The organism is Psychrosphaera haliotis, assembly GCF_039523615.1.
Lineage (GTDB): Bacteria > Pseudomonadota > Gammaproteobacteria > Enterobacterales > Alteromonadaceae > Psychrosphaera > Psychrosphaera haliotis.
The window spans coordinates 25047-46653 of the sequence record NZ_BAAAFQ010000006.1; the positions used below are offsets into that span (position 1 = coordinate 25047).

Consider the following 21607-nt stretch of genomic DNA (forward strand, 5'->3'; position numbering starts at 1 on the left):
CATTCAAAAACAACTTTTTTAAACTGTTTGAAAAAGAAACAAAGTGTTTTAGAAAAATTTTACCCTAACATGGCGCTTTCGTAGTTTAATTTTACAGCCTTGTCCCTGTAAACTACCCTTTCTCTTTCTCTAACGCTTCTATTTCAGCCCACATTTTTTCAGCCTCTTCAGAAAGTTGAGCATAAAGTCGAATATCTCCTTTTCGTTGCGCTAACATGCCCTCTTCCAGTTTTTTGTCGTACAACTTTCGCTTACGTTTTACCGGATCAAATAACTTTCCAAATAACCCCATGTAACTCTCCTATATTAATTTTTATTTACCAGACATACGTTGCTAACAAAACATTGGATTTACGTTTCCCGAAACTATTTATATTTGCTTCTAATTGCTTTTATTATGTCTCGCCAGGTGACTATTCCAACGGGAGTCCAATTGTCATTTACTATGGGTATACACGAAATTTTATTTTCGTCGAAAATCTCTACAACACGTTTGACTCTATCTGTGGGTTTTAAGCAAATTGGCTCTCGGCTCATAATTTGATGAACCCGCTTGTTTAATGTAGCAAGATCCTGCATTTTTTCTGATGCGGTTCCTATATTAGGACTAAGTGCCTTTAAAACATCTCGATCTGATAAAACCCCTAGTAGCTTTTGCTCTTCTACCACTAACAAATGGTGAAACTGTGTTTGATTAAATATTTCATTGGCCAACGACAAAGAATCGTCCAAGCCTACCGTTACAACAGGCTTTGTCATTATATCTTCAATTATCATTCATTTACCTCTCGTCCTAATTTATTTAACTTTTTAATTTCAATACCTTGGTGGTTCTATTTTATAGAAGACTATCTTCATAAATAGTTAATTTAAAAAATCAGAAATGATGTCTATAGTTTACTCACAAGCTTAATTCATAAAATCAATGAACGCGAAAAATAGGAGATTAAAATGAGCAACAATGACACTAAAGGTCAATGCCCATTTATGCATGGTGCGAATACTAAAGTAGGCGGTAATTCGACTAAAAATATAGACTGGTGGCCTAACCAGCTTAACTTAAAAATCCTTCATCAAAACTCCGAAAAATCCAATCCAATCGACGCTAACTTTAATTACGCAGAAGCTTTTAAATCCCTAGATTTAGACGCAGTCAAAAAAGACATCGCAGATTTATTAGTAGACTCAAAAGAGTGGTGGCCAGCAGATTACGGTCATTACGGCCCATTTATGATCCGTATGGCATGGCATGCTGCAGGTACCTACAGAGAAGGTGACGGCCGAGGTGGTTCATCAACCGGTAACCAACGATTTGCACCGCTTAATAGTTGGCCAGACAACGCTAACCTAGACAAAGCTCGCCGCCTCCTTTGGCCTATTAAAGAAAAATATGGCCAAAACATTTCATGGGCCGATTTGTTTATCTTAACGGGTAACGTTGCTCTTGAAACAATGGGTTTAGATACTTTTGGTTTTGGTGGTGGTCGAGAAGACATTTGGGAACCAGAAGAAGATATCTATTGGGGTACAGAAAAAACTTGGCTAGATAATGGTCGTTACGACAAAAAAGATCTAATGGACAGAGAGCTAGAAGCGCCTTTAGCTGCGGTTCAAATGGGCTTAATTTACGTAAACCCTGAAGGTCCAGATGGTATTCCAGACCCTATTGCTTCAGGTAAAGATATCAGAGAAACATTTGGCCGTATGGCGATGAATGATTACGAAACCGTTGCCTTAACAGCCGGTGGTCATACTTTTGGTAAATGTCATGGTGCCGCTTCGGACTCTAATTTAGAAGCTGAGCCAGAGGCAGCATCAATTGAGCAAATGGGTTTAGGTTGGAAAAACAACTACGGCAGCGGTAAAGGTACCGACGCTATCACAAGTGGTATTGAAGGTGCTTGGACACCTACACCAACGACTTGGGACAACAGTTATTTTGATGTTTTATTTGGTTACGAATGGGAACTGACTAAAAGTCCAGCGGGCGCACATCAATGGACTCCTAAAGGCCTTGATAAAGCGCATCATGCACCTGACGCAGGCAACCCTGATAAAAAAGTTGGCATCATGATGACAACCGCTGACATGGCTATGAAAATGGATCCTGAGTACAGAAAAATTTCAGAGCATTTTCACAAGAATCCGGCTGAATTTGCCGATGCATTTGCAAGAGCTTGGTTTAAATTAACGCACCGAGATATGGGACCTAAGTCTCGTTATTTAGGTAAAGAAGTGCCAAGTGAAGATTTAATTTGGCAAGACCCATTACCACAAAGCACCGGTAAATCACTTACAAGCGATGATATTGATTCATTAAAACACGCTTTGCTAAATTCTGGACTAACACCTCAAGAGTTAATTTATACGGCATGGTCTTCAGCATCTACTTACCGAGATTCTGACAAGCGTGGTGGAGCAAATGGCGCGAGAATTAGATTCGCACCACAAAAAGATTGGCCAGTGAATAAACCTGAACAATTGCAGCAAGTACTGTCGGTGTTGAGTAATGTTCAGGCAAACTTTAATCAAGAGCAATCAAGCAATGGTAAACAAGTGTCTATTGCAGATTTAATTGTTCTTGGTGGCAGCGCAGCCATTGAGCAGGCAGCTAAACTGTCTGGTGTAGATGTGGACGTGCCGTTTTCACCAGGTCGTGTTGATGCGAGCGATGAGCAAACCGACACAGAGTCTTTTGATGTATTAGAACCTGTTGCAGATGGCTTTAGAAATTATTCAAAAGCTAACTTTACTGTTGCTGCGGAAGAAATGTTACTTGATAGAGCGCAACTGCTAACGCTAACAGCGCCAGAAATGACGGTATTAGTCGGTGGCTTAAGAGCGCTTGGCATTACCGCTGATGACTCTAACAAAGGAGTACTTACCGATAGCGTTGGTACGTTAAATAATGCGTTTTTCCGCAATGTTTTAGATATGAATACAAAGTGGGAACCAAAAGATGCGCATGCTAGCAACTCAAAAACAGAGTTTGTTGGTATTGAGTTAGCAACTGGCAAGCCTAAGTGGGTAGCGAGCCGTGTCGACTTAGTTTTTGGCTCAAACTCTCAGCTAAGAGCAATATCTGAAGTTTATGCCACCAACGACGCTAATAATAAATTTATCAAAGACTTTGTTAGCGCTTGGGTCAAGGTAATGGATGCAGACAGGTTTGACCTAAAATAACTTAAAATCGATAACTTTAATAAACGTTATTAACTTACAACTCGACGTTTATTGAAGGTTGATTTTACCAAAGCCACGCTAATACTTTTTAGAGTGGCTTTTTATTATCTAATCAATATCTAAAACACGTTTTAAATCTGAAAGGTAAGGTTCAAAGTAACGCCATTGCTCTGTCGCACTTTTATAAATTGGCTGTCTTACTTGCTCTGAACTCGGTGTTTTTATATTTCGTTTCGTTTTATGAAACTCTAAACAAGCGGGCTCAAATTCTAATCCACAAAAGTCTAATAAACGCCTTACTTCTTTCTCTAAGTCATCAACAACATCTTCATGATTCACCGTTAAAATAAAATCAGGCAAAACCGCTTTCCAATGATCCATCAACTTTAAGTAGCCATTGTAATAACGGCCTATATCTTCTAAGTCGTAACTAAACTCTTGCCCTTCGGCAAATAACTGTTTAAAGCCACTAAAACAACAAGCCATTGGCGAACGTCTCGCATCTATAATTTTGGCGTTCGGTAATATGAGTTTAATCAAACCAAGGTGTAAAAAGTTATTTGGCATTTTATCAATAAATAAAGGTGCACTTTCACGGTACACTTTTGTTTCTTCTATAAACTGCTCTCCAAAACGCTGAAAGTAAGTGTCTTCTAACTTATGCAAATTTCTTGGATATACGTTTTCATCTAATTCTTGTTGCTGTGCGCTATTATCCACTTTAGCCCGGCCACGCAGCTTTGACGCTAAGCCTAAAATTTGATGCAACTCCATGGTGCCATCCACTTGGCTGTGGGAGGCTAAAATTTGCTCTAATAACGTTGAGCCAGCTCTTGGTAAGCCAACAATAAAAATGGGATCTTTGCAGGGATTTCCAACTTGTCTTCGGTTCTCAAACAGTGCCGAGTCACAATACTTAATTTGATGGTCTATTTGTCGTTCTACATTTTCTATTTTAAAACCACTATATTGCTTTTGAAGTGCGTTGCCAGATTTATATGCTTCAAATGCTTCAGCAAACTCTTTGTTATCTTCTTTGGCTTTACCTAACGCAAATAACATTTGAATTTTATCTTGCAAAGGCTGGTCAGTTAACCCAACGTGCTTCTCCATTTGGGTAACTTCAGTGTCGCTAAAGCGGTAAGTTTTAGTATTAGCTAAACTCCAATATGCATCACCAAATTTAGGGTTTACTTTATAAGCATTTTGATAGGCCTCAATAGCAGCCGTAATATTGCCGCTCGCTTTTAACGCATGACCATGCTGTAAATAAAACTCAGGGTTTTTATGTCCCATGGTAATTACATTATCAAATAACTCTATTGCGTCATTAACTTGACCTAACCCTGCTAAAACATTCGCCTTGGCCACCATAAAACTAATATTTTCAGGTTGTTGAGCTAGCAGTTTCAGGACTAACTCTTGCGCTTTTTTGTACTTACCAAGCTTTAAACTTAAATTCAAAAATAATGACCGTGCATGAATATGTTCGGGTTCAAGCTCTAATGCTGTAGTCAGTAAAAACTCTGCGTCATCATATATTTTTAGCTCAATGCCTATTTCCGCTAACAAACACATACCGTCAACATTTCGTTTGTTATTCTGTAAAAACTGGCGACAAATTTGTTCTGCTTTAATTAATTTACCATCATTCATAAACTCTGTAACAGCGAGCAACGCAGGTGGCAAAGACTTGAGTTTTGCTAATTGATTTGCAGCATGTTGCACATATTCTGCATCATTAGATTTACGATATAGCTCAATTAACTCCTGCCAGCTCGCCACTAAACTAGGGTTTAACTTTACCGCATTTTCAAAGCTAAGCTTGGCAAGATCTGCTTTTTGCTCAGCGAGGTATAGATAACCTTGCTCTTGATAACTGCGCGGATGATTATCAGCAAGTTTTATTAACTGTTGCAGAGTCTTGTGAGCATGATCGTTATCCTTCTTGTAACGGCAAGCAACCGCTTTTAAATACAGTATTTCAACTTTGTGAGCCGCACTTTTAACTTGCTCTAAATAGGAATCAGAAACTGCAATAGCCTGGTTAAAATCAGCGGTTTGAATCAACTTTTGAATTGCTCTTGTTTGCTCTTCAAAACTGGCATCGGAAATACTAATGGCACTCTCTGATGTTTTGCTTTTTATATTCAAGACACTTCCCTTTCAACACTTTTATTCTTCATAAAACAATTTGTTAACCGAAAAAAAACCGCTAAAGAATAATCTCTAGCGGCTTTTTTATGCCACAAATGACAATCTTAATTTATCAATAGAAGTCGTACGAGAACCTAAACCCAACGGTCATTGGGCGATTCGTAACAACTTTTGGCGTAAACTGCTGAGTATCAACATACAATATCGCACTTTCGTCCGTTATGTTATTAATAAAAAACTCAGCTTTCCAGGTATCATTAGTCACACCTATGGCTATATTGGCTAATACGTAGCTGTCTTGAACATAACGACCACCAGCAAAAGCATTGCCATTGCTATCTGTGTAATTCACACCTGTGAACAATTCAGCTTCGCGTTTAATATCTAAACCTGAACCGGTACCATAAACAAGGTTTGTTGCATCTTCTAATACATATGCATCCATTGTCATGCCTGTGTATCTATCACCTGTATAGCTAACAGAGCCGTTTACAAAGCCCGTTAAGTCGCCATCAAGTTCAAAGTAGTACTGAGCTTGCAAGTTACCAGAAAGTTCAGCTGAGTAGGGCAATTGGCTACCAACCGGTGGAGCAATGCCATCAAGCTCTGGGTTTACAGAAGTTAATTCACTGTCAATTAAACTAAAGGCGCCTGATAATATTAAATTGTCAGTAGCGACATAACTGAAGTCACCATCAATACCTCTAATTTCAGCGTCACCAACATTGTCAGTAAATACTAAGAAGCTAATATTAGTTGGGTCAAATCGAGATGTTTGCAGATCCGAAATGTCTGAGTAATATGCCGTTGCATTTAACCTTAGGTTTTGATCTAGTAATGTTGATTTAAAACCAACTTCAAAGTTGTCTAAGCTGTCGGTTGTGGAATAAACAGGAATGCGGAAACCGTCAAAGGCGCCTTGCTGATTTTTAGCTAAACCACCACCAACACGGTTGGTAACCGGTGGTCTAAAACCTTCTGAGTAAGAAGCAAACAAGAGTACGTCTTTATTCACTTTCCAATCTACCGACGCCTTTATAATGGTGTCATCTACCGTCAGCGTCCCGTCACTATCTAACAGGCTCGTATCGAGCTGGCCATTTGCAATTGCCGCTTGGATTGCTTCAGCTTCAGCTGCACCAAAAAATTCAGTTAAGGCTGCGTCACTTCCATCACCGTAAGCTTGTAGTCGACCACTTACGTCAACCGTAGATGTGGCGCCTTTAAACTTATCTTCAATCTCGTACCAACGAGCACCAAAACTTGCCGTCACTGTATCAGAAATGTCGTATTCAAACTGTCCAAAAAATGCAATCTGATCAATGGTATGAGTAATATCATTGACGAAGCTAATTTCAGATGAGAATGGGCCGCCGTCGCTATTTATGCCATCTGTACCTTTTAACTCTTTCTGTAGGTCAGTGAAATAAGGTAGGTCTGTATTACCTAATTGAAATAGGCCAACCGTTGATACTTCCTGTGAGTCGTAAAATACACCAGCCGTTACGCGCCAATCATTGTCACCTGTGGTATTAAAGCGTAATTCGTGGGTAACACGTGAAGTTTCAGTTTCTTCTTTGTAAAACTTAGTTGGGTCTACACAGATTTGAGTTTCTGGTGCACCGGCATAATTACAAGCGTAATAAGCTGCAAAAGAGCCACCATTGGTGTAACCGGTATAATCGATTGTTGAGTTAATTTCTCTATCTAAATAGCCGCCTGTATACACTAAATCTAAGTGCTCTAGTCGACCTTCTAAAGTCCAAGTGGTTAAACCAAAGTCATCATTATTGTTCTCTGGTACAAACCTATTTGTTGATGACTCACCTTCAAGATTAGGATCGTAGGCAAATACCCCTTCCGTATCCAATGACTGCTGAGTATGCTGAACTAACAGGTCCCAGTCGTCATTAATAAGGTATGAAAGTCCAATTCTGGTGCCTGCATAATTTGCTGTATTAGTGTTGTCTTCAACCAGCGTATCGTTTTTAGGCGAAATAACTGGAACACTTCCTGGGTTGGTTAAAGCATCATTTGAAATACGGCTAATAACTTCCGCACTACCTATATACCCCCCCTCACCAGGTACATTTAGAATGTTATCAATCCAGCCGCCTTGAAAGTCGTTAAAAGCAACCACTCTCACAGCTAAGTCATCACGCAAAGACATATTAAAATAAGCCTCTACCGAGTTACTAATATCGCCGCCTTTTGTGCTTCTAAAACTAGTATCAAAACCAGCTTCAAAACCATCATGACTTGGTTTTTTAGTAATAAGGCGCACCGTACCTGACTGTGAACTTGCTCCAAACAATGTACCTTGTGGACCTGGCAATACTTCTACACGCTCAACGTCGGTGGCATAAATGTCTAAGTTACGACCTTGCATTGAAACTGGCTGTTCATCTAAATAAAATGCAACGGAAGGTTGTAATGCTTGAACTGAAGAAACGGCAATGCTGGTTTGTGTTGTTGCAGCACCACGGATATAAATTTCATTTTGCCCAGGGCCTGTGCCTTGGAATACAACGTTTGGCAAAAACTCTACATACTCATCAAAACTCGCCACTCCCAGTTTTTCTAAACTTTCTCCAGAAATTGCGGTAACAGTGACAGGAACGTCTTGTATCGACTCGGTTCGTTTAGTTGCGGTGACATTAATGACTTCTATCTTTGCTTTGTCTTGCGGTTCAATTTCCTCAGCACTTGCGTATCCTGAGGTAGCAAACGCTGTTAATACAGCACAATGCAGTTTTGTTAGTTTCATTTTAGTATCCCTTGAGTTTGGATCAGTATGTAATTATTTTTAGTGTTCAAATTAGATGTGTACTAAGTTATATGACTATAGGCTAACTTTTCATTCTTTTCAAAGTCTTAATAAATATAACAATTTTATTTAAAGAGATATTAGTAGAGGTGAGTGATTGCAGATATCTATATGATTAATATACTATCTATACAAATTAATGGAAGGGGAACATCTTGAGTCAGTCGTCTCAGAGTCACTTGAATAAAAATGTATTTTTTGGTGCATCGTCAATAATCATAGCGTTACTCTTATTTACCGCGTTATTACCTGACCAAGCGCAATCTTTGTTCTCCGTTATGCAATCTTCAATTGTAGATAACGGCAGTTGGTTTTATGTTTTAACCGTTGCCTTTATTTTCTTTTTTGTCTCTTTTTTAGGCTTATCTAAATATGGGGATATTCGCTTAGGTCCTGATCATGCAACTCCGGACTACTCTTTAAAAACTTGGCTATCTATGTTGTTTGCCGCGGGCATGGGCATTGGCTTAATGTTTTTTGGTGTTGCCGAGCCACTTATGCATTATTTAGCGCCGCCTACAGCAGACAAAGGCTCAATTGAAGCCGTTAAAGAAGCAATGAAAATGACCTTCTTCCATTGGGGTTTTCATGCTTGGGCTATTTATGCCGTGGTTGCGTTAGTATTGGCTTACTTCAGTTACCGACATAACTTACCTTTAACCTTAAGGTCTGCTCTTTATCCATTAATAGGTGACAAAATTTATAAATGGCCAGGGCATGCGGTGGATATTTTTGCAGTCGTAGGTACAGTCTTTGGTGTTGCTACATCGCTTGGTTTAGGTGCCTCTCAAGTAAACTCAGGTTTTGGTTATTTATTTGGCATTAACGTTTCAACCACTAACCAAATATTGATCATGTGTTTTATTACTGCCTTAGCGGTAATTTCTGTTGCTACAGGATTAGATAAAGGCATAAGGCGACTCTCTGAAGCTAATATGATTTTAGCTATTACTTTATTGCTGCTTATCTTTTTGTTAGGCCCAACAGTCTTTTTACTTAAAGCCTATTTACAGAATGTTGGCGCTTATCTTTCTGACATTATCCACAATACCTTTAACCTCTTTGCATATAAGAAAACCAACTGGATTGGTGGTTGGACAATTTTTTATTGGGGTTGGTGGTTAGCATGGGCACCATTTGTGGGATTGTTTATCGCCCGAATTTCACGTGGTCGTACTATTCGTGAATTCATATTAGGCGTTATGTTAATTCCAACGGTATTCACATTATTCTGGATGACGATTTTTGGTAACAGTGCCATTGATCTCGTCTACAACCAAGGTGTTGTTGAGCTCGGTGAAATGATCAGTAAAGACTCCTCCGTCGCACTTTTTGTATTTTTAGATAACTTCCCGCTAACACAAGTTTTATCCTTTTTTAGCGTTTTGATGATCATTATCTTCTTTGTTACGTCTTGTGACTCAGGTGCCATGGTTGTTGATATGCTTTGTTCTCACGGCAAAAACGACACTCCATTATGGCAACGTGTATATTGGGCAATTGGTATAGGCATTGTGGCCGCTATTTTGTTACTGGTTGGTGGCTTAAGCGCCCTTCAAACCATGACCATAGCAAGTGCTTTACCTTTTGCTGTTGTATTGTTATTAGCTATATTAGGCTTAATTAAAGCCTTGCGAGTAGAGGCATTTAAGCAAGAAAGTTACTTAGTAACCGAAATGCCACGCTCAAGCAGTGAACATACCGATGACTGGCAAGCAAGATTAAGTAACATTGTCGCCTTTCCAAATAAGCTGAATGTTAACAAGTTTATTAAAGACACCGTTGCTCCAGCCTTTTTAATGGTGGAAAAAGAGTTAAAAGAGAAACACATTGAAGTCACTATTTCTGACGAAAAAGGCTTAAGCTTGATTGTTGAACATGGTGATGAACAACGTTTCATTTATCAGGTAGTGGCTAGAAAGTATTCTCAACCTGATTTTGTAAGTGACGATGATGATGACGAACAAACGTATTATCGAGCAGAAGTTCACTTAGTAGAAGGTGGGCAAGATTACGATATTATGGGTTGGTCACAAGCGGCTGTGATCAATAATATTATTGACCAGTACCACAAGCATCTTCACTTTTTACATTTGCTTCGTTAAATAACCACGCGAAACACTTCTCTGAGCCGGGCCATAATCGTGTCTTATTTAAATAATTACACGGTTATGGTTCCGATTAGCTTAACGTAAAATTCACGATTATTTTAATCGCCCTCTTGAACCTCGTTGATCATTTTTATCCATTTTAGCTAACAGCTCTTTTTCTAAATCAACACCCTGCCAATGAGCTAAGTCCATTACTCTGAGTACTATATCCGCCAGCTCTTCACCAAACGCAGCGGTTGGTTTTTCGCCTCTGCATTCATTAACGGCCTCTCCAACTTCTGAAGATATTAACGCTAAGGCTTCTAAAACCGACTTGTTATTGTGCCAGCCCATTTTCTCGACCCAATCATAATTGCGTTTTGCCATGTCATTAATGTTCATTTTATTGCCTTATAAAAAGTTGGATCGTTTTTAACGAGCTTTGCTATGTTATAATAAGCCGCATTAAGGTGTGCTCAAGCTGGTTTGATTGCACACATCGTTTTAGTTCAAAGAGTTACAGGTACATCATAATGAGCACAGAAGAAATTTATCAAAATAATCCATTACATGGAACCAGCCTTGAGCAGGTCGTTACAGAGTTAGTAGAACATTACGGGTTTGAAATTCTTTTTGCTTACCTCAAACTTGCGTGTTTTAAAAACAGACCAACGATTGAATCGAGCATAAAGTTCTTAAAGAAGACTGAATGGGCGCGAGAAAAGTTAGAGGCGTTTTATTTATATAAACTTAAAAACTTACCAAAGCCTGATGATTCAGAGTACGACAAGCCACCTCGTGATAGAATCGTACCGTTGACAGATAAGCCGAGAGAGCCTCGTGAGTTGAGCTTAGAAGACGCAGAGCGTGTAGAATATAACAAACAAAAGAAAAATGCGGCCAGAGCGATTCGTCAGAAACGTTCAACTGACTTTAACCCTTGGGGCGTTTAGAAGCTTACGAACCTTGATTTGAACTGCTTGTATCAATTTATGTAAGCAGTTCAATAGCCGCTTGTACTTTTCTAAGATAATCCTTTTTATCAAACACTAACGCAGGAAACTCTTTGTAACTCCAATACAAACCATCGGCTTTTTTTGATTTATCGTCTCGGTTTGGGTTGCTCCATTGGTTCCAGTATACAAAGTCTTCACAAAAACTTACTTCCACGCTTAGTACCCAACATTGCCATTCACCGCAGCCACATACTAACGGAAAAATCCTGCCCGGCGTTTCTAACATTGACCGATTTAAGCCTACAGTATTGAGGCCTGGGACATAACTACCATTAATAGAATCACTGTAACGCAGTTCAAACTCCGTGACTTTTGACAACAAAGATTCGCCATCAACTACCACATCAAATACTGGACCTAAACTTGGATACTCGCCGTCTGGTATCAACTCAAATTGATTCAACATTATATTTCGATTTTTTTGAAAGTATGTTTAGTTAGTTTAACTAGCTGGTTTTTATTGAGCAATAAATATGTGGGTGGCCGCTAGTCTTTTATTGGGCCAGAGAGAGTATCAAGTCAAAGAAGCCTGATGACTTAAACTTAGAATACTGCTCGTCTGAAATATCCCACTGGCTATAGTCGTAATTGAGCGTTAAATCGCGCTTGGTTTTGCTTTGAGCACATGTAACCAGTTTGTTGCTACAACAGTTTAAAATAGAGTTTGAATTACTTTCTGTCGCGTTATCCAGGCATAGACTTACTTCTCTACTGTATTCCATGGTAAAGCTTTGATCAGTAACCACCGAATCAAATTGTTTAAGCAATTGCCGAATACGAACTATTGCAAACTCAGACGTTTCGTTTTCATTACCTCGGCTAAACCTTGCACCTGTCATATTAATCATCTTCACAGCCTCCTTTTTTTCATGTATTTTAATCAGGCTGGCGACACAATATGTCGCAAGAAAACGTAATCTAATTGCATTAATAGATTCATCAGAATAGGAAGTTGATTATCAAAGTCGGTATTTTTTGGTTTTACCAGCAGAACCTTATTGCAAGATCCATAGCAAGCTCAGCGCTTGCCGTTGACTCAATGGGACTCATCGACAGCCCTTTTCAACACATCACCGAATGGGAATCGCACCAATTATATTTACCCGAATATAAAGAGCTGCGTGCAAGTGAATATCAGGAGTATCCACGTGGCCGCGTCGTTTTTTCTCAACCGAATCGCCGTGCTATTGTCTATATGGACAAGTCCTTGTTCACTTCGACATATAAGCAAAAAATAAAAGCACATTTTGAGCTCGAAGATTGCCGAGTTTTATGGAAAGCCGACCCTCATTATCGCGTATTTAGTGATACAGGTTATTAAAGGATACAACATGCCAGCAAAAACAATTTCCACGCTTCACCGCATTTTAGAAATGTTAAAAGTGGTGCCTGTTTATCCTAGATTTATTCATTCAAAAGATGTTTGCGCGCACTTAAATACCATTAGCGCAGGCGTGTCAAAACGTACAGTTGAACGAGATTTAATGGCTTTAACCGAAGTAGTGGGATTAACCTTTGGCGATTCGCCTGATGGATATAAATGGTCCTTTGCATTTGATTCAAGCTTCCAATTTATTCCTGCGTTGAGCGCAGAAGAAGCATTGTCTTTAAAGCTGGTTCAGCAGCACTTAAAATTGTTTCTGCCAAGCACGAGCTTTGAAAAGTTGAATGCATTGTTCAAGAAATCCGACGATGTTCTCAAGCGCGATCCCGATACACAGAATTGGCCAAGTTTAGTGCAAACAATGCCACCCTCATTTACACCGACACCCAATGAAATCAATCAAACGACAATCGACAATGTCTATACCGCATTAATGCAAAAACGTGTTTTGCACATCAAATATGCGAACAAGCCTAAAATCTACAAAATAAAGCCACTAGGCGTCGTGATTAGAGATAAAAAACTGGTATTGGCTTGTATATACGAAGGTTTCAAAAATGTCAGGAACATACTCGTCCATCGCATTAATGATTCAGAATTATCCAATGAGACTTTTTCTGACAGTATCAACATGAGCAAGTATGTTGATGATCAAGCGACTGCAGTGACGCTATCGAAACAAAAAATAGACGTTGAATTTCACGCCAAAGGCTATGTAAAACAACTGCTCGACGAGAGTGTGTTTGATGAAACACAAGTCATTGAAGAACTCGATGAAACTTGGAGCAAAGCCACTATGTCGGTGATGCATACCGTTGAGTTAGAAAACTGGCTATTGAGTCAACTTCAAAATATAAAAATTATCGGCCCCGCAGTGTTAAAAGAACGCGTGATGAAAAAAGCTCTGGAAGGCGTGGCGCTGAATCAGTAACTTGCCAATTTCGGACATTGGTAACGCTTTGTACGGCGGCGCGAGTTACTAGCGTCAGACACCGAAGGTGCGCACTGCTGCAATTTGTTAAGTGCATTACTCGATGCTTGCGTATCGTTACGCAAGTTCCCATACCCCGGTTGGAGAAACATCTGTTGATTCCATAATTCCTGTACGGCGCAATTGATTAGCAGCCCAACGCATATCGTATTGCCATTTATAAAACAGATCGCCGGAAGCCCTAAGGTCTGATTCGTAATGTTTCCAGATATACTTTGCAACGTCTATTAGCCGAGCTCTGCCACCGTGGTGTTTTAGCGCGGCCTCCACCCAGCCTGGTAAATCTTCTTTAGTCGCCATATGTTTCCTTATAGCACTTAACAATTTAATAGTGCGTTATTGCTCACGTTTCTGATTACAACATTTTTATCAAACTATCTAACCATTTGCTAGCTAGGCCAATAATTAAAAGTGTGTAAAGTGTTCTAAGGACAAAAATATGCAAATTATTCATTTTCCTAAATATAAGGGAATCTCGTTGATTCTGAGTATTAAGACAGTATCAAAATAAAATACTTCAATGTTCGTTGGTCGCTCGTAGCTGACTTTTTCTGGCTCGTAGTCGAACGAGCGTGATTAATACTTTGAAGCCTTGTTTCTGTCAGCCTTTATTAAAAACATATCTGGCCACATCTGGTGAATATTCGTTTTCCAACTTTCATCAATCTTTCTACGTTCATTAAGTCTTAACCAATATGGCCAGTATTTTTTTACCTTCTTTCCTGTTTTATTTAGCTCAACTGGTTGAAATCTTTTGATATAGGATTCACCAAAAAGCTCTACTCGCTCACCACTCTTGACATTTGGGAAGGATTCATTAAGTTTATCCATGATTATTTCTTGATTTGTATAAAGCATTTCGCCATTAGACTTTAATTTGCGCCAAAGCAACGCTCGTTCTATTGTTAATGACTTTCGCTCTTCGTTCAATTTAGTAATTAGGCTTCCTTCTGGAAAATCAAAGTCGTCATATTTAACCATCTCATTTTCTATTTCTGTATACAATTGTTCAATACGATTTGTCATAGACTCGACTTTATCTAATTCACTCATTAATCTCTCCATAGTGTAATAATTTAAGTACAAAAGGTTTTGGCAACGCCCATAAATTTTGACATGCCCACTGATATAATTCATTTTTTTGTAACGTTGTCACGCCGTTAATATCATCACCACTATAGGGAGTGTTCGCGGTAGAAAATAGAACAACTTCTGTTGTAGACCTTACGTCACTTACAAAACTTCCAATCTTTAAAGTTTCGCCTTTTCCTGACTTTACAGAGACTAATAATGTTTTACCTTTTGTATTTAAATGGAATTCAAACTTTGGGTTCGCCTTAAAAGTTGATGACTTTAATAACACTGCGTTTCGGGTAACTTGGATGTAACTCGCAACTAAATCCTCTAATTCTAAATCCCCTATTATGCTAAAAAAGTCATTGATATTAAATTTCAAATCACTGGCCTCTATTGCTGCGATATCGATTAGCCGTTCCAGTGGTTCTTTATTGAAAACTTTATTAAAAAGCCATTCATTGTATTTATATTCTATAGCCGTAAGCTTTATTGCTTGTACTGTTCTCCTTGCAATAGTTCCTCTTAGTACAGAACCTAATATAAAATCCCGAGGCACTCTAACCCATTTAACTTTGTAGAAGTGACCAAGATCTAATTCCAATAACTTTGACACAACTTGGTTATCAATCTCATTAATGAGTAAGGGATCACTTTTAACTTTACAAAGATAGTAATCCCCTCCTTTCTGTAACCAAAAATGGTCACCAAGCTTTGGCTTCTCTAAAAAATATTTAACCTGCGTTGGTACTTTTTTAAATTTACTTTTTAATAAAACTTCCGCGCCCTTAATATTATTAGGCTGCGATTTTTCATATGCACGTGACCAACCAATACCAACTAGGTCATTTTTTTTACAAAAATCAAAAGCGCTTCCTTTTACTTTGCTGGCGGGTTTTATTGTTAGTTTAAAAGTGTTAATAATATCTACCTCATTTTATTCGACGCAATTTGTCGAAAATCTTCACCATCGCCCACGTATCCAACTTGCAATACTCTAACAAGGCTTTCCTGATTTGTTCTCGTTGCCTCGGTTTTTTTAGTCTTGGTAAGTTCGCAAATGTGTCCATCGCCATACCACCATTTTGAATTTCTAAACTTTTATAATCTAAGTCGGGATCGTTTGGGAACATAGCTGGTAAAATCGCTTTGATAGAAAATGAACCATGAAAATCAGGATGATAAAAACCTAATTTCCTGAAGGGCTCTATTAAGTCAACAAAACGAGGAATGAGCGCCAACAAAGCGTCTTTGTGCTCTGGTAAATATTGCGCCAACTCTTTAATGCGACTAATTTCGAAAGACTGATTAAATGCCATTATTGAGCCTGTTTTTGGCAAATCAGCTAGCATCGCTTCAGCTATCGCTTTTCGAGGATCATAATGTTCGTCGGCTAAAAACTCTTTGTGACTTATTGCACCGGATTGCTCTTGAATATGCAATGAATATTGAAACGGCATTTGTTGGTAAGGACGCTGTCCATCAAATCTTGGGATAGCTTCATTAAAAGTTTCAAAGTCAAAATAACTGATTGGAAACTCAACGCTGCATACGAACGCTTGAATTTTCTTAATCTCTAAGTGCGTACTTTTATCCAAATAAGTATTAACTTGTAGTTTTTGCGTCTTATTTAGTCTTATGTTTTCTTTTGCCTGTTGATATGTGATTAGGCCATTTTGATAATACTGGTATTTTTTCTCTTTTTTTAAACGATAAAGATTAAATACATTCGGTTTAGGTAAGTGGCGTCGACAGTATTTTGAGAAGTCACAAGGGTATGGATTTGAACAATGCAAACCGATATCAATAGAAGGCTCTTCTGGTTGATTTTTTGTATCTTGCAATTGGGCAATTTGAGGGATCAAATTTTGCTCTGATTCTTGCACGTCCACGGTGATGTCCTTAATACAAAAGAGTTGTTTGATATCTAAATCACCTGCCCGAATATACTTGTTGTTAACGTAAATGATATTAATACTTGCAATATCTAAGCGTTTTTTGACTGTCAAATACTGACAAGTAGCATCTTGAATATAAACGCCTTTGACTTTAGTTGAGCCTTTAACTTCGTATATGTGCCAGCCTCTAGCGTCTTTATGTAAGATATCGACACTCGCAAAAATTCCATTTCCTTTAAATGTCGCCTCATAAATTGTGTGTTCACCTTGCTCAATTAGCGATTGGGTCTGCGAGCACATCGATTCCAATTTATTGCGATGAAATTCAACTAACGCTCCACCAGGAAAGAGTTGTTGAGCGAGCTCACCAATTGAAGTGCCCTGTTCAAATCGTCCTTCCACCTTGTTAGGTAGTTGACGCTCTTCTGGCTTATGCGATTTTAACCACAATGACTTCTCACATTGTAAGCCACGCATGATTTGCGATTTGCTTAACATTAGCGATGCCTCAACAATTTCTTGTGCTCATTAACCATTTCGCTCAACATCAAATGAAAATTCCCAACTGCTTTTATTCAAGTCACACTCTTTCATTTCTTTAAACCACACGTAATTTTTAGAGTCCCAGCGAAACCCTTGGTCTTTTGCTAGTTGCCTATCTTCTTTAGAGACTTTGGCTATCACTTTAACTTGTGGAGATTGCGCGCGTTCAATGATCTCTTGCCAGTCATAATCGCTGCAGACTTTTAGCATAGTGAGTACATCAAAGAGCGCTCTATGAGCAAAAGGATTTAAAAAATTATGCTCGGCCGCAAGGTAGGTTAGCTTTTTTGTGCGAGACTTAAACGGCACATCAAACATAGTATCAATCCAGGGTAAATTGATATTCATTGAATATCTTGAAAGTGCTTTTTCGATAAATGGTTTATCAAAGTGATTGCCATTATGGGCGACTATGTACTGGCACTTTTCAGCCAACTTTAAAAACTCCATCAGCGCATATTTTTCTTCAAGTCCAAACTCAGTTAAGTCGGTATCGGTGATACCTGTTATGTTGACGATGGTTTTACTTAAAGGAAGTTTGTCTGGTTGCACGACCAAATGATTAAGCATTGCAGCTGGCTTGTTTGAATCGATATCCCAAACGACTGCACCAATTTCTATGATTTCATCTTCTTCAAACGAAAGTCCGGTTGTTTCTAAATCTATTCCGAGTACGTACATAAATATTCCTTTTATTTAAAACAGTATCACTGTGTTAAAGATATAATTCAATAACTTGCTACCTATATTACCGCCAACTTGGTCTTCTTTAGGGCGTTGATAGTAAAAACTCCGTATCAACCTAAACCATGCCAAAACTCATCTCAGGGTTTACCCGGTTAATTGCATCAAGCCATTTCTCTATAATTTTTATTACATCACCAGAAGGCTCTTTGTTGCACGTCTCTTTTATTTCGTTAACGACCCAATGCTTGCTGTTTTTCGAGTCTATAACTATTTGGCCTGTCGTTACTAAGCACGGAGTGTTTGAGCCTGGAACTATTGAAAATACAGCCGTATTTACGTAATTTATTCGATAAAAATTAACTTCGTTTGAATAGACACTTTCAGCAAAGTCACTTAGACAGTTGTGCATGTTTTTGGACGTTTCAAACAAAACCTCTTCAGTATCAATATATTCTATTTCAGGGAATGATTCAGGAAGTTTATAGTCTGGAATTGGCAATACTCTCCCCAAGCACTTTGGCTTTGTATTTTTCGCGCTAGATTCGTCTTCAATCATATCCATAATTAAGTTCAATGACTTTAAATCAAAAGCCTTTTCAATTGGCCCTCTCTCTGCAATATTATTGATGACACCTTTTATTTGGTAATGCTCATTTCGGCTAAGCACTTGATAACGAGTCAGGAAACCATACGAATAGTTATAAGGTTGAGCGGCTAATAGCCTAACTAAACTGTAATCAATGCGCTTAACATGACGCAATGTTTGTAAAGAGACTTGATTAGCAATGATAGTTTTTAAATGAAGAAAGAAAGTCACATCAATATTCGACATATCCACTTTTCTTAACAGCTTGATAACGTGTTTATAGCTTGGAAAATCTAACCAATCTAGAATATTTAGTTGCGACTTACCTGGCTTTAACAGCCGACGAATCGAACGAAAGTGGTTTTTCACAGGCCTATCTTTAAACGCCCAAGACGACGCCAACATCCATGCTAATGAGGGTGTGGACTTATACAACTCGATCGCTTCAGTTCCGCATCGAGCGAAAAGCGCTAGAAGATGCCACTGCCTGTCCCCTACCTCTTTTATCAACTCTAAAATCTCTTTCGGTATCGTATCTAAATAACTAATGAGCGGGTCTGGTTTACATTCATGTTCAATTTTCTGTCCATCTAATTCATTTAAGTAGCAGCGGTAACAATCTGTTGTATTAGTTTCATTTGGAATTTGGAATTTACCGAACCGAAACTTCGGGCGAATGGCTTTCCATGCACGGGTTTTGGTTTTTCGATACGCCAACATATAAGGCCACGGCTTCATCACAGTGACACCATGCTTATCGAACACATAATATTTTTTATTTTTGAACGCTTGCCCAGGTATAAAAGCCTTCATTACTCCTCCTAAAAACTAGGAGAAGTAAACCAGCCAGCTACGACGAAATGTGTCGCAATTAAGCAACTCCAATTTACTAGGCATTCTTAACTAGATGAGGAACTTAAAAAGTTCAGTGATGTCTACGAAAGGAAGCGTTACCTAGAAGAGTGTAATACACAAAAGATGGCGGAGAGAGGGATTATAAAAGGCTCCTGCCTTTTACCCTTCGGGCCGCCTAAAGGCGTTCTAAATTGCTCCATACAATTTAGTCGAACCTCTACTCGGGTTCTGAAACTTCCTTGGGCTAGAAATTAAAAAACCCAGTACAAGTACTGGGTCTTTTTTAATTTATGGCGGAGAGAGAGGGATTCGAACCCTCGTTAGGTTTTACCCTAAACACACTTTCCAGGCGTGCGCCTTCAGCCACTCAGCCACCTCTCCGCAGGTTGATTGTCTCATTTACAATCTGGCTTTTTTCAAAGCCCGGCTAGTCTATTCATTTTCAAAGAATTAGGCAAGCATATACAAAGCTATATGCTTTTGACTGTCTATTTATCAGCCTATTATTTTTTATTTTTGTGGCTTTTCAGAGATCCACAAGTTGATATGACCTTCAACTACTACAACGCCGTTGGTATCGTATGCTTTAACTTCTACTGGCATGTCGCCTGGTTTCCATGCTTCTGCATCTACTTTTGCAACACATTTAATGTCGCTGCCGGCTTTAGCTGTGTAGTTCACGCTCATTCCTTTTGGAATCCAACGTAAGTGTTTAGGGATTGAAGCTTCTGCCATCACGCCCATCGCCATTTCTAGGCCATTACAAATAGCGATAACGTGTACTGTTTTAATGTGGTTATGAACGCGGTGACCTTTTTTGATCAATACCGTACATTCGTGTTCTTTTAAGTCAGAGACAAAAGGCTTAACGGTGCCAAAATACGGTGCCATTCTACAAATTAGTTTTGAAAATATTTGTTTACCAAAAGGCCAGTTTAATAACTTTTTGTAAATGCCCATGGTTTTGTTTGGTTTTGACATCTTTTTATTCTCCATTCACTAGGCTCTATTACCCTAGTCAACTCATCTTACCAGTTGAAATTTTTATGCATGTTAGCAATTTATGTTACTAACTTCACCTAAAACCTAAGCCAAAACATTGAGTCTAGTTAATCGTTTGAATATTGTTTTAACAGGCACAAAAAAACCGACAAGAAGCCGGCCTTTGTTTAACACTTCAAGAATAAGGCTTAAGCATTACCTTTTAGCGCTACTTTATTTTTTGCAGCAAAGTTAAGCATTTTAGTCAGAGGTTTCATCGCTTCCGCCGCTAACGACTCATCAACAAACACTTCATGGCCAGAAGAGTCTGTTAAAGCCTCTTCAATGGCTTTTAAGCCGTTCATTGCCATCCAAGGACAGTGAGCACAACTTTTACATGTAGCGCCGTTTCCAGCCGTTGGAGCTTCAATGAAGGTCTTATCTGGGTTTAGTTGCTGCATCTTATAAAAAATACCGCGATCCGTTGCCACGATGAAGGTATCGTTTTCCATTTCATTAGCAGCATTGATCAATTGTGATGTAGAGCCAACTGCGTCGGCTAAGTCTACAACCGATGCTGGAGACTCAGGGTGAACTAACACCGCAGCTTCTGGATACACGTTTTTTAAATCTTTTAACGCTTTAGAGCTAAATTCATCGTGAACAATACATTCACCATTCCAAAGCAACATGTCTACGCCAGTCTGTTTTGATATGTAACCACCTAGGTGACGGTCTGGCCCCCAAATAATTGGTTTGCCTTCCGCTTCTACGTGCTCAATCACTTCTAATGCAATGCTTGATGTTACAACCCAATCAGCTCTTGCTTTAACCGCTGCAGACGTATTGGCATAGACAACAACAGTATGGTCAGGGTGTTGATCACAAAAGGCGCTGAACTGCTCTGCTGGGCAACCTAAGTCTAGTGAGCAGGTCGCTTCAAGTGTTGGCATTAGTACCGTTTTTTCAGGCGTAAGAATTTTTGCTGTTTCACCCATGAATTTAACACCAGCAACAATCAACGTTTCCGCCGGGTGCTGATTACCAAATCGAGCCATTTCTAACGAGTCGGCTACGCAGCCGCCCGTTTCTTCTGCTAAAGCCTGAATTTCAGGATCTGTGTAATAGTGAGCAACTAGTACGGCATTTTTTTGCTTTAATAACGCTTTAATACGCTCTTTGTACTCAGCTTGCTCTTGTGCGCTAAGCACAGCCGGTTTTGGCGGAAAAGGGTAATCTGTTGGCGTAGAAGGAATAACGTTTTGTGCTGCTGATTCTGTGGAGTTCATAAGCTTAAAATAACTACTAAAAATGATTCGGATATTATACTTGCTG

The 21607-nt window shown here is 39.0% G+C and carries 20 protein-coding genes and 1 tRNA gene; 5 read left to right on the forward strand and 16 right to left on the reverse strand.

Annotated elements, in window-relative coordinates:
- Positions 1 to 112 precede the first annotated feature (112 nt).
- Together ABD009_RS08345 and ABD009_RS08350 are read right to left on the reverse strand one after the other, a co-directional pair.
- The gene (locus ABD009_RS08345) at positions 113 to 292 is read right to left on the reverse strand and encodes a DUF6435 family protein (RefSeq protein ID WP_343824447.1); all 180 of its coding nucleotides are present in this window, start codon (positions 290 to 292) and stop codon (positions 113 to 115) included.
- 74 nt (positions 293 to 366) lie between these two features.
- Entirely contained in the window at positions 367 to 777 is a 411-nt protein-coding gene (locus tag ABD009_RS08350; RefSeq protein ID WP_343824449.1) for a CBS domain-containing protein, read from the reverse strand.
- A gap of 174 nt (positions 778 to 951) precedes the next feature.
- Here ABD009_RS08350 and katG point away from each other — a divergent pair, with 174 nt between their 5' ends.
- Positions 952 to 3183, forward strand: coding sequence for a catalase/peroxidase HPI (gene katG, locus ABD009_RS08355; RefSeq protein ID WP_343824451.1), 2232 nt, complete (start codon positions 952 to 954; stop codon positions 3181 to 3183).
- 108 nt (positions 3184 to 3291) lie between these two features.
- Here the strand turns inward: katG and ABD009_RS08360 are convergent, their stop codons facing one another.
- Positions 3292 to 5337 (reverse strand): sulfotransferase, encoded by a 2046-nt coding sequence (locus ABD009_RS08360; RefSeq protein ID WP_343824453.1) that lies wholly within the window; start codon positions 5335 to 5337, stop codon positions 3292 to 3294.
- Positions 5338 to 5452: 115 nt separating this feature from the next.
- Positions 5453 to 8107 carry a TonB-dependent receptor gene (locus ABD009_RS08365; RefSeq protein WP_343824455.1) on the reverse strand — a complete coding sequence of 885 codons (2655 nt, stop codon included), beginning with the start codon at positions 8105 to 8107 and terminating at the stop codon, positions 5453 to 5455.
- A 212-nt stretch (positions 8108 to 8319) separates the two neighbouring features.
- Here ABD009_RS08365 and ABD009_RS08370 point away from each other — a divergent pair, with 212 nt between their 5' ends.
- On the forward strand, positions 8320 to 10272 hold the full coding sequence (locus tag ABD009_RS08370; RefSeq protein WP_343824835.1) for a BCCT family transporter: 1953 nt from the start codon (positions 8320 to 8322) through the stop codon (positions 10270 to 10272).
- 99 nt (positions 10273 to 10371) lie between these two features.
- Here ABD009_RS08370 and ABD009_RS08375 read toward each other — a convergent pair whose 3' ends face one another.
- Positions 10372 to 10659, reverse strand: a complete 288-nt coding sequence (locus ABD009_RS08375) for a MazG nucleotide pyrophosphohydrolase domain-containing protein (RefSeq protein WP_343824458.1) — start codon at positions 10657 to 10659, stop codon at positions 10372 to 10374.
- 131 nt (positions 10660 to 10790) lie between these two features.
- Between ABD009_RS08375 and ABD009_RS08380 the strand changes: the two genes are divergently transcribed.
- Positions 10791 to 11210, forward strand: coding sequence for a VF530 family protein (locus ABD009_RS08380; protein ID WP_343824460.1), 420 nt, complete (start codon positions 10791 to 10793; stop codon positions 11208 to 11210).
- A gap of 37 nt (positions 11211 to 11247) precedes the next feature.
- Here ABD009_RS08380 and ABD009_RS08385 read toward each other — a convergent pair whose 3' ends face one another.
- Both ABD009_RS08385 and ABD009_RS08390 read right to left on the reverse strand, forming a co-directional pair.
- The gene (locus tag ABD009_RS08385) at positions 11248 to 11679 is read right to left on the reverse strand and encodes a hypothetical protein (RefSeq protein ID WP_343824462.1); all 432 of its coding nucleotides are present in this window, start codon (positions 11677 to 11679) and stop codon (positions 11248 to 11250) included.
- Positions 11680 to 11767: 88 nt separating this feature from the next.
- The gene (locus tag ABD009_RS08390) at positions 11768 to 12121 is read right to left on the reverse strand and encodes a hypothetical protein (RefSeq protein WP_343824464.1); all 354 of its coding nucleotides are present in this window, start codon (positions 12119 to 12121) and stop codon (positions 11768 to 11770) included.
- 104 nt (positions 12122 to 12225) lie between these two features.
- Here ABD009_RS08390 and ABD009_RS08395 point away from each other — a divergent pair, with 104 nt between their 5' ends.
- The gene (locus tag ABD009_RS08395; protein WP_343824466.1) at positions 12226 to 12594 is read left to right on the forward strand and encodes a hypothetical protein; all 369 of its coding nucleotides are present in this window, start codon (positions 12226 to 12228) and stop codon (positions 12592 to 12594) included.
- 10 nt (positions 12595 to 12604) lie between these two features.
- Positions 12605 to 13588 carry a helix-turn-helix transcriptional regulator gene (locus ABD009_RS08400; RefSeq protein ID WP_343824468.1) on the forward strand — a complete coding sequence of 328 codons (984 nt, stop codon included), beginning with the start codon at positions 12605 to 12607 and terminating at the stop codon, positions 13586 to 13588.
- A gap of 117 nt (positions 13589 to 13705) precedes the next feature.
- On the opposite strand, the gene ABD009_RS08405 is transcribed toward ABD009_RS08400, so the two are convergent.
- From ABD009_RS08405 to nadA, 9 genes are all read right to left on the reverse strand, one after another.
- Positions 13706 to 13948, reverse strand: a complete 243-nt coding sequence (locus ABD009_RS08405) for a hypothetical protein (protein WP_343824471.1) — start codon at positions 13946 to 13948, stop codon at positions 13706 to 13708.
- 276 nt (positions 13949 to 14224) lie between these two features.
- The gene (locus tag ABD009_RS08410; RefSeq protein ID WP_343824473.1) at positions 14225 to 14701 is read right to left on the reverse strand and encodes a hypothetical protein; all 477 of its coding nucleotides are present in this window, start codon (positions 14699 to 14701) and stop codon (positions 14225 to 14227) included.
- Positions 14694 to 15338 (reverse strand): hypothetical protein, encoded by a 645-nt coding sequence (locus tag ABD009_RS08415; protein WP_343824475.1) that lies wholly within the window; start codon positions 15336 to 15338, stop codon positions 14694 to 14696. Before ABD009_RS08415 ends, ABD009_RS08410 begins: the two co-directional genes overlap by 8 nt.
- Before the next feature lie 316 nt (positions 15339 to 15654).
- Positions 15655 to 17118: a DUF2779 domain-containing protein gene (locus ABD009_RS08420; RefSeq protein ID WP_343824477.1), complete on the reverse strand. Its 1464-nt coding sequence runs from the start codon at positions 17116 to 17118 to the stop codon at positions 15655 to 15657.
- Positions 17119 to 17148: 30 nt separating this feature from the next.
- Positions 17149 to 17844, reverse strand: a complete 696-nt coding sequence (locus ABD009_RS08425) for a 3'-5' exonuclease (RefSeq protein WP_343824479.1) — start codon at positions 17842 to 17844, stop codon at positions 17149 to 17151.
- A gap of 121 nt (positions 17845 to 17965) precedes the next feature.
- A complete protein-coding gene (locus ABD009_RS08430) occupies positions 17966 to 19249 on the reverse strand; it encodes a hypothetical protein (protein WP_343824481.1) in 1284 nt (427 codons plus the stop codon).
- A gap of 333 nt (positions 19250 to 19582) precedes the next feature.
- Positions 19583 to 19672: transfer RNA gene (locus tag ABD009_RS08435), tRNA-Ser, on the reverse strand.
- A gap of 129 nt (positions 19673 to 19801) precedes the next feature.
- Entirely contained in the window at positions 19802 to 20272 is a 471-nt protein-coding gene (locus ABD009_RS08440) for a hotdog fold domain-containing protein (protein WP_343824483.1), read from the reverse strand.
- Between the two features lie 209 nt (positions 20273 to 20481).
- Complete coding sequence (gene nadA, locus ABD009_RS08445; RefSeq protein ID WP_155694215.1) at positions 20482 to 21561, reverse strand: quinolinate synthase NadA; 1080 nt, start codon at positions 21559 to 21561, stop codon at positions 20482 to 20484.
- Positions 21562 to 21607 lie beyond the last annotated feature (46 nt).

What these genes read in the sequence shown, in the direction of transcription:
- ABD009_RS08345 (WP_343824447.1), bottom strand. Translation starts at nt 292, where the DNA reads ATGGGGTTATTTGGAAAGTTATTTGATCCGGTAAAACGTAAGCGAAAG.
- ABD009_RS08350 (WP_343824449.1), bottom strand. Translation starts at nt 777, where the DNA reads ATGATAATTGAAGATATAATGACAAAGCCTGTTGTAACGGTAGGCTTG.
- katG (WP_343824451.1), top strand. Translation starts at nt 952, where the DNA reads ATGAGCAACAATGACACTAAAGGTCAATGCCCATTTATGCATGGTGCG.
- ABD009_RS08365 (WP_343824455.1), bottom strand. Translation starts at nt 8,107, where the DNA reads ATGAAACTAACAAAACTGCATTGTGCTGTATTAACAGCGTTTGCTACC.
- ABD009_RS08375 (WP_343824458.1), bottom strand. Translation starts at nt 10,659, where the DNA reads ATGAACATTAATGACATGGCAAAACGCAATTATGATTGGGTCGAGAAA.
- ABD009_RS08380 (WP_343824460.1), top strand. Translation starts at nt 10,791, where the DNA reads ATGAGCACAGAAGAAATTTATCAAAATAATCCATTACATGGAACCAGC.
- ABD009_RS08385 (WP_343824462.1), bottom strand. Translation starts at nt 11,679, where the DNA reads ATGTTGAATCAATTTGAGTTGATACCAGACGGCGAGTATCCAAGTTTA.
- ABD009_RS08390 (WP_343824464.1), bottom strand. Translation starts at nt 12,121, where the DNA reads ATGATTAATATGACAGGTGCAAGGTTTAGCCGAGGTAATGAAAACGAA.
- ABD009_RS08400 (WP_343824468.1), top strand. Translation starts at nt 12,605, where the DNA reads ATGCCAGCAAAAACAATTTCCACGCTTCACCGCATTTTAGAAATGTTA.
- ABD009_RS08405 (WP_343824471.1), bottom strand. Translation starts at nt 13,948, where the DNA reads ATGGCGACTAAAGAAGATTTACCAGGCTGGGTGGAGGCCGCGCTAAAA.
- ABD009_RS08410 (WP_343824473.1), bottom strand. Translation starts at nt 14,701, where the DNA reads ATGAGTGAATTAGATAAAGTCGAGTCTATGACAAATCGTATTGAACAA.
- ABD009_RS08420 (WP_343824477.1), bottom strand. Translation starts at nt 17,118, where the DNA reads ATGTTAAGCAAATCGCAAATCATGCGTGGCTTACAATGTGAGAAGTCA.
- ABD009_RS08425 (WP_343824479.1), bottom strand. Translation starts at nt 17,844, where the DNA reads ATGTACGTACTCGGAATAGATTTAGAAACAACCGGACTTTCGTTTGAA.
- ABD009_RS08430 (WP_343824481.1), bottom strand. Translation starts at nt 19,249, where the DNA reads ATGAAGGCTTTTATACCTGGGCAAGCGTTCAAAAATAAAAAATATTAT.
- ABD009_RS08440 (WP_343824483.1), bottom strand. Translation starts at nt 20,272, where the DNA reads ATGTCAAAACCAAACAAAACCATGGGCATTTACAAAAAGTTATTAAAC.
- nadA (WP_155694215.1), bottom strand. Translation starts at nt 21,561, where the DNA reads ATGAACTCCACAGAATCAGCAGCACAAAACGTTATTCCTTCTACGCCA.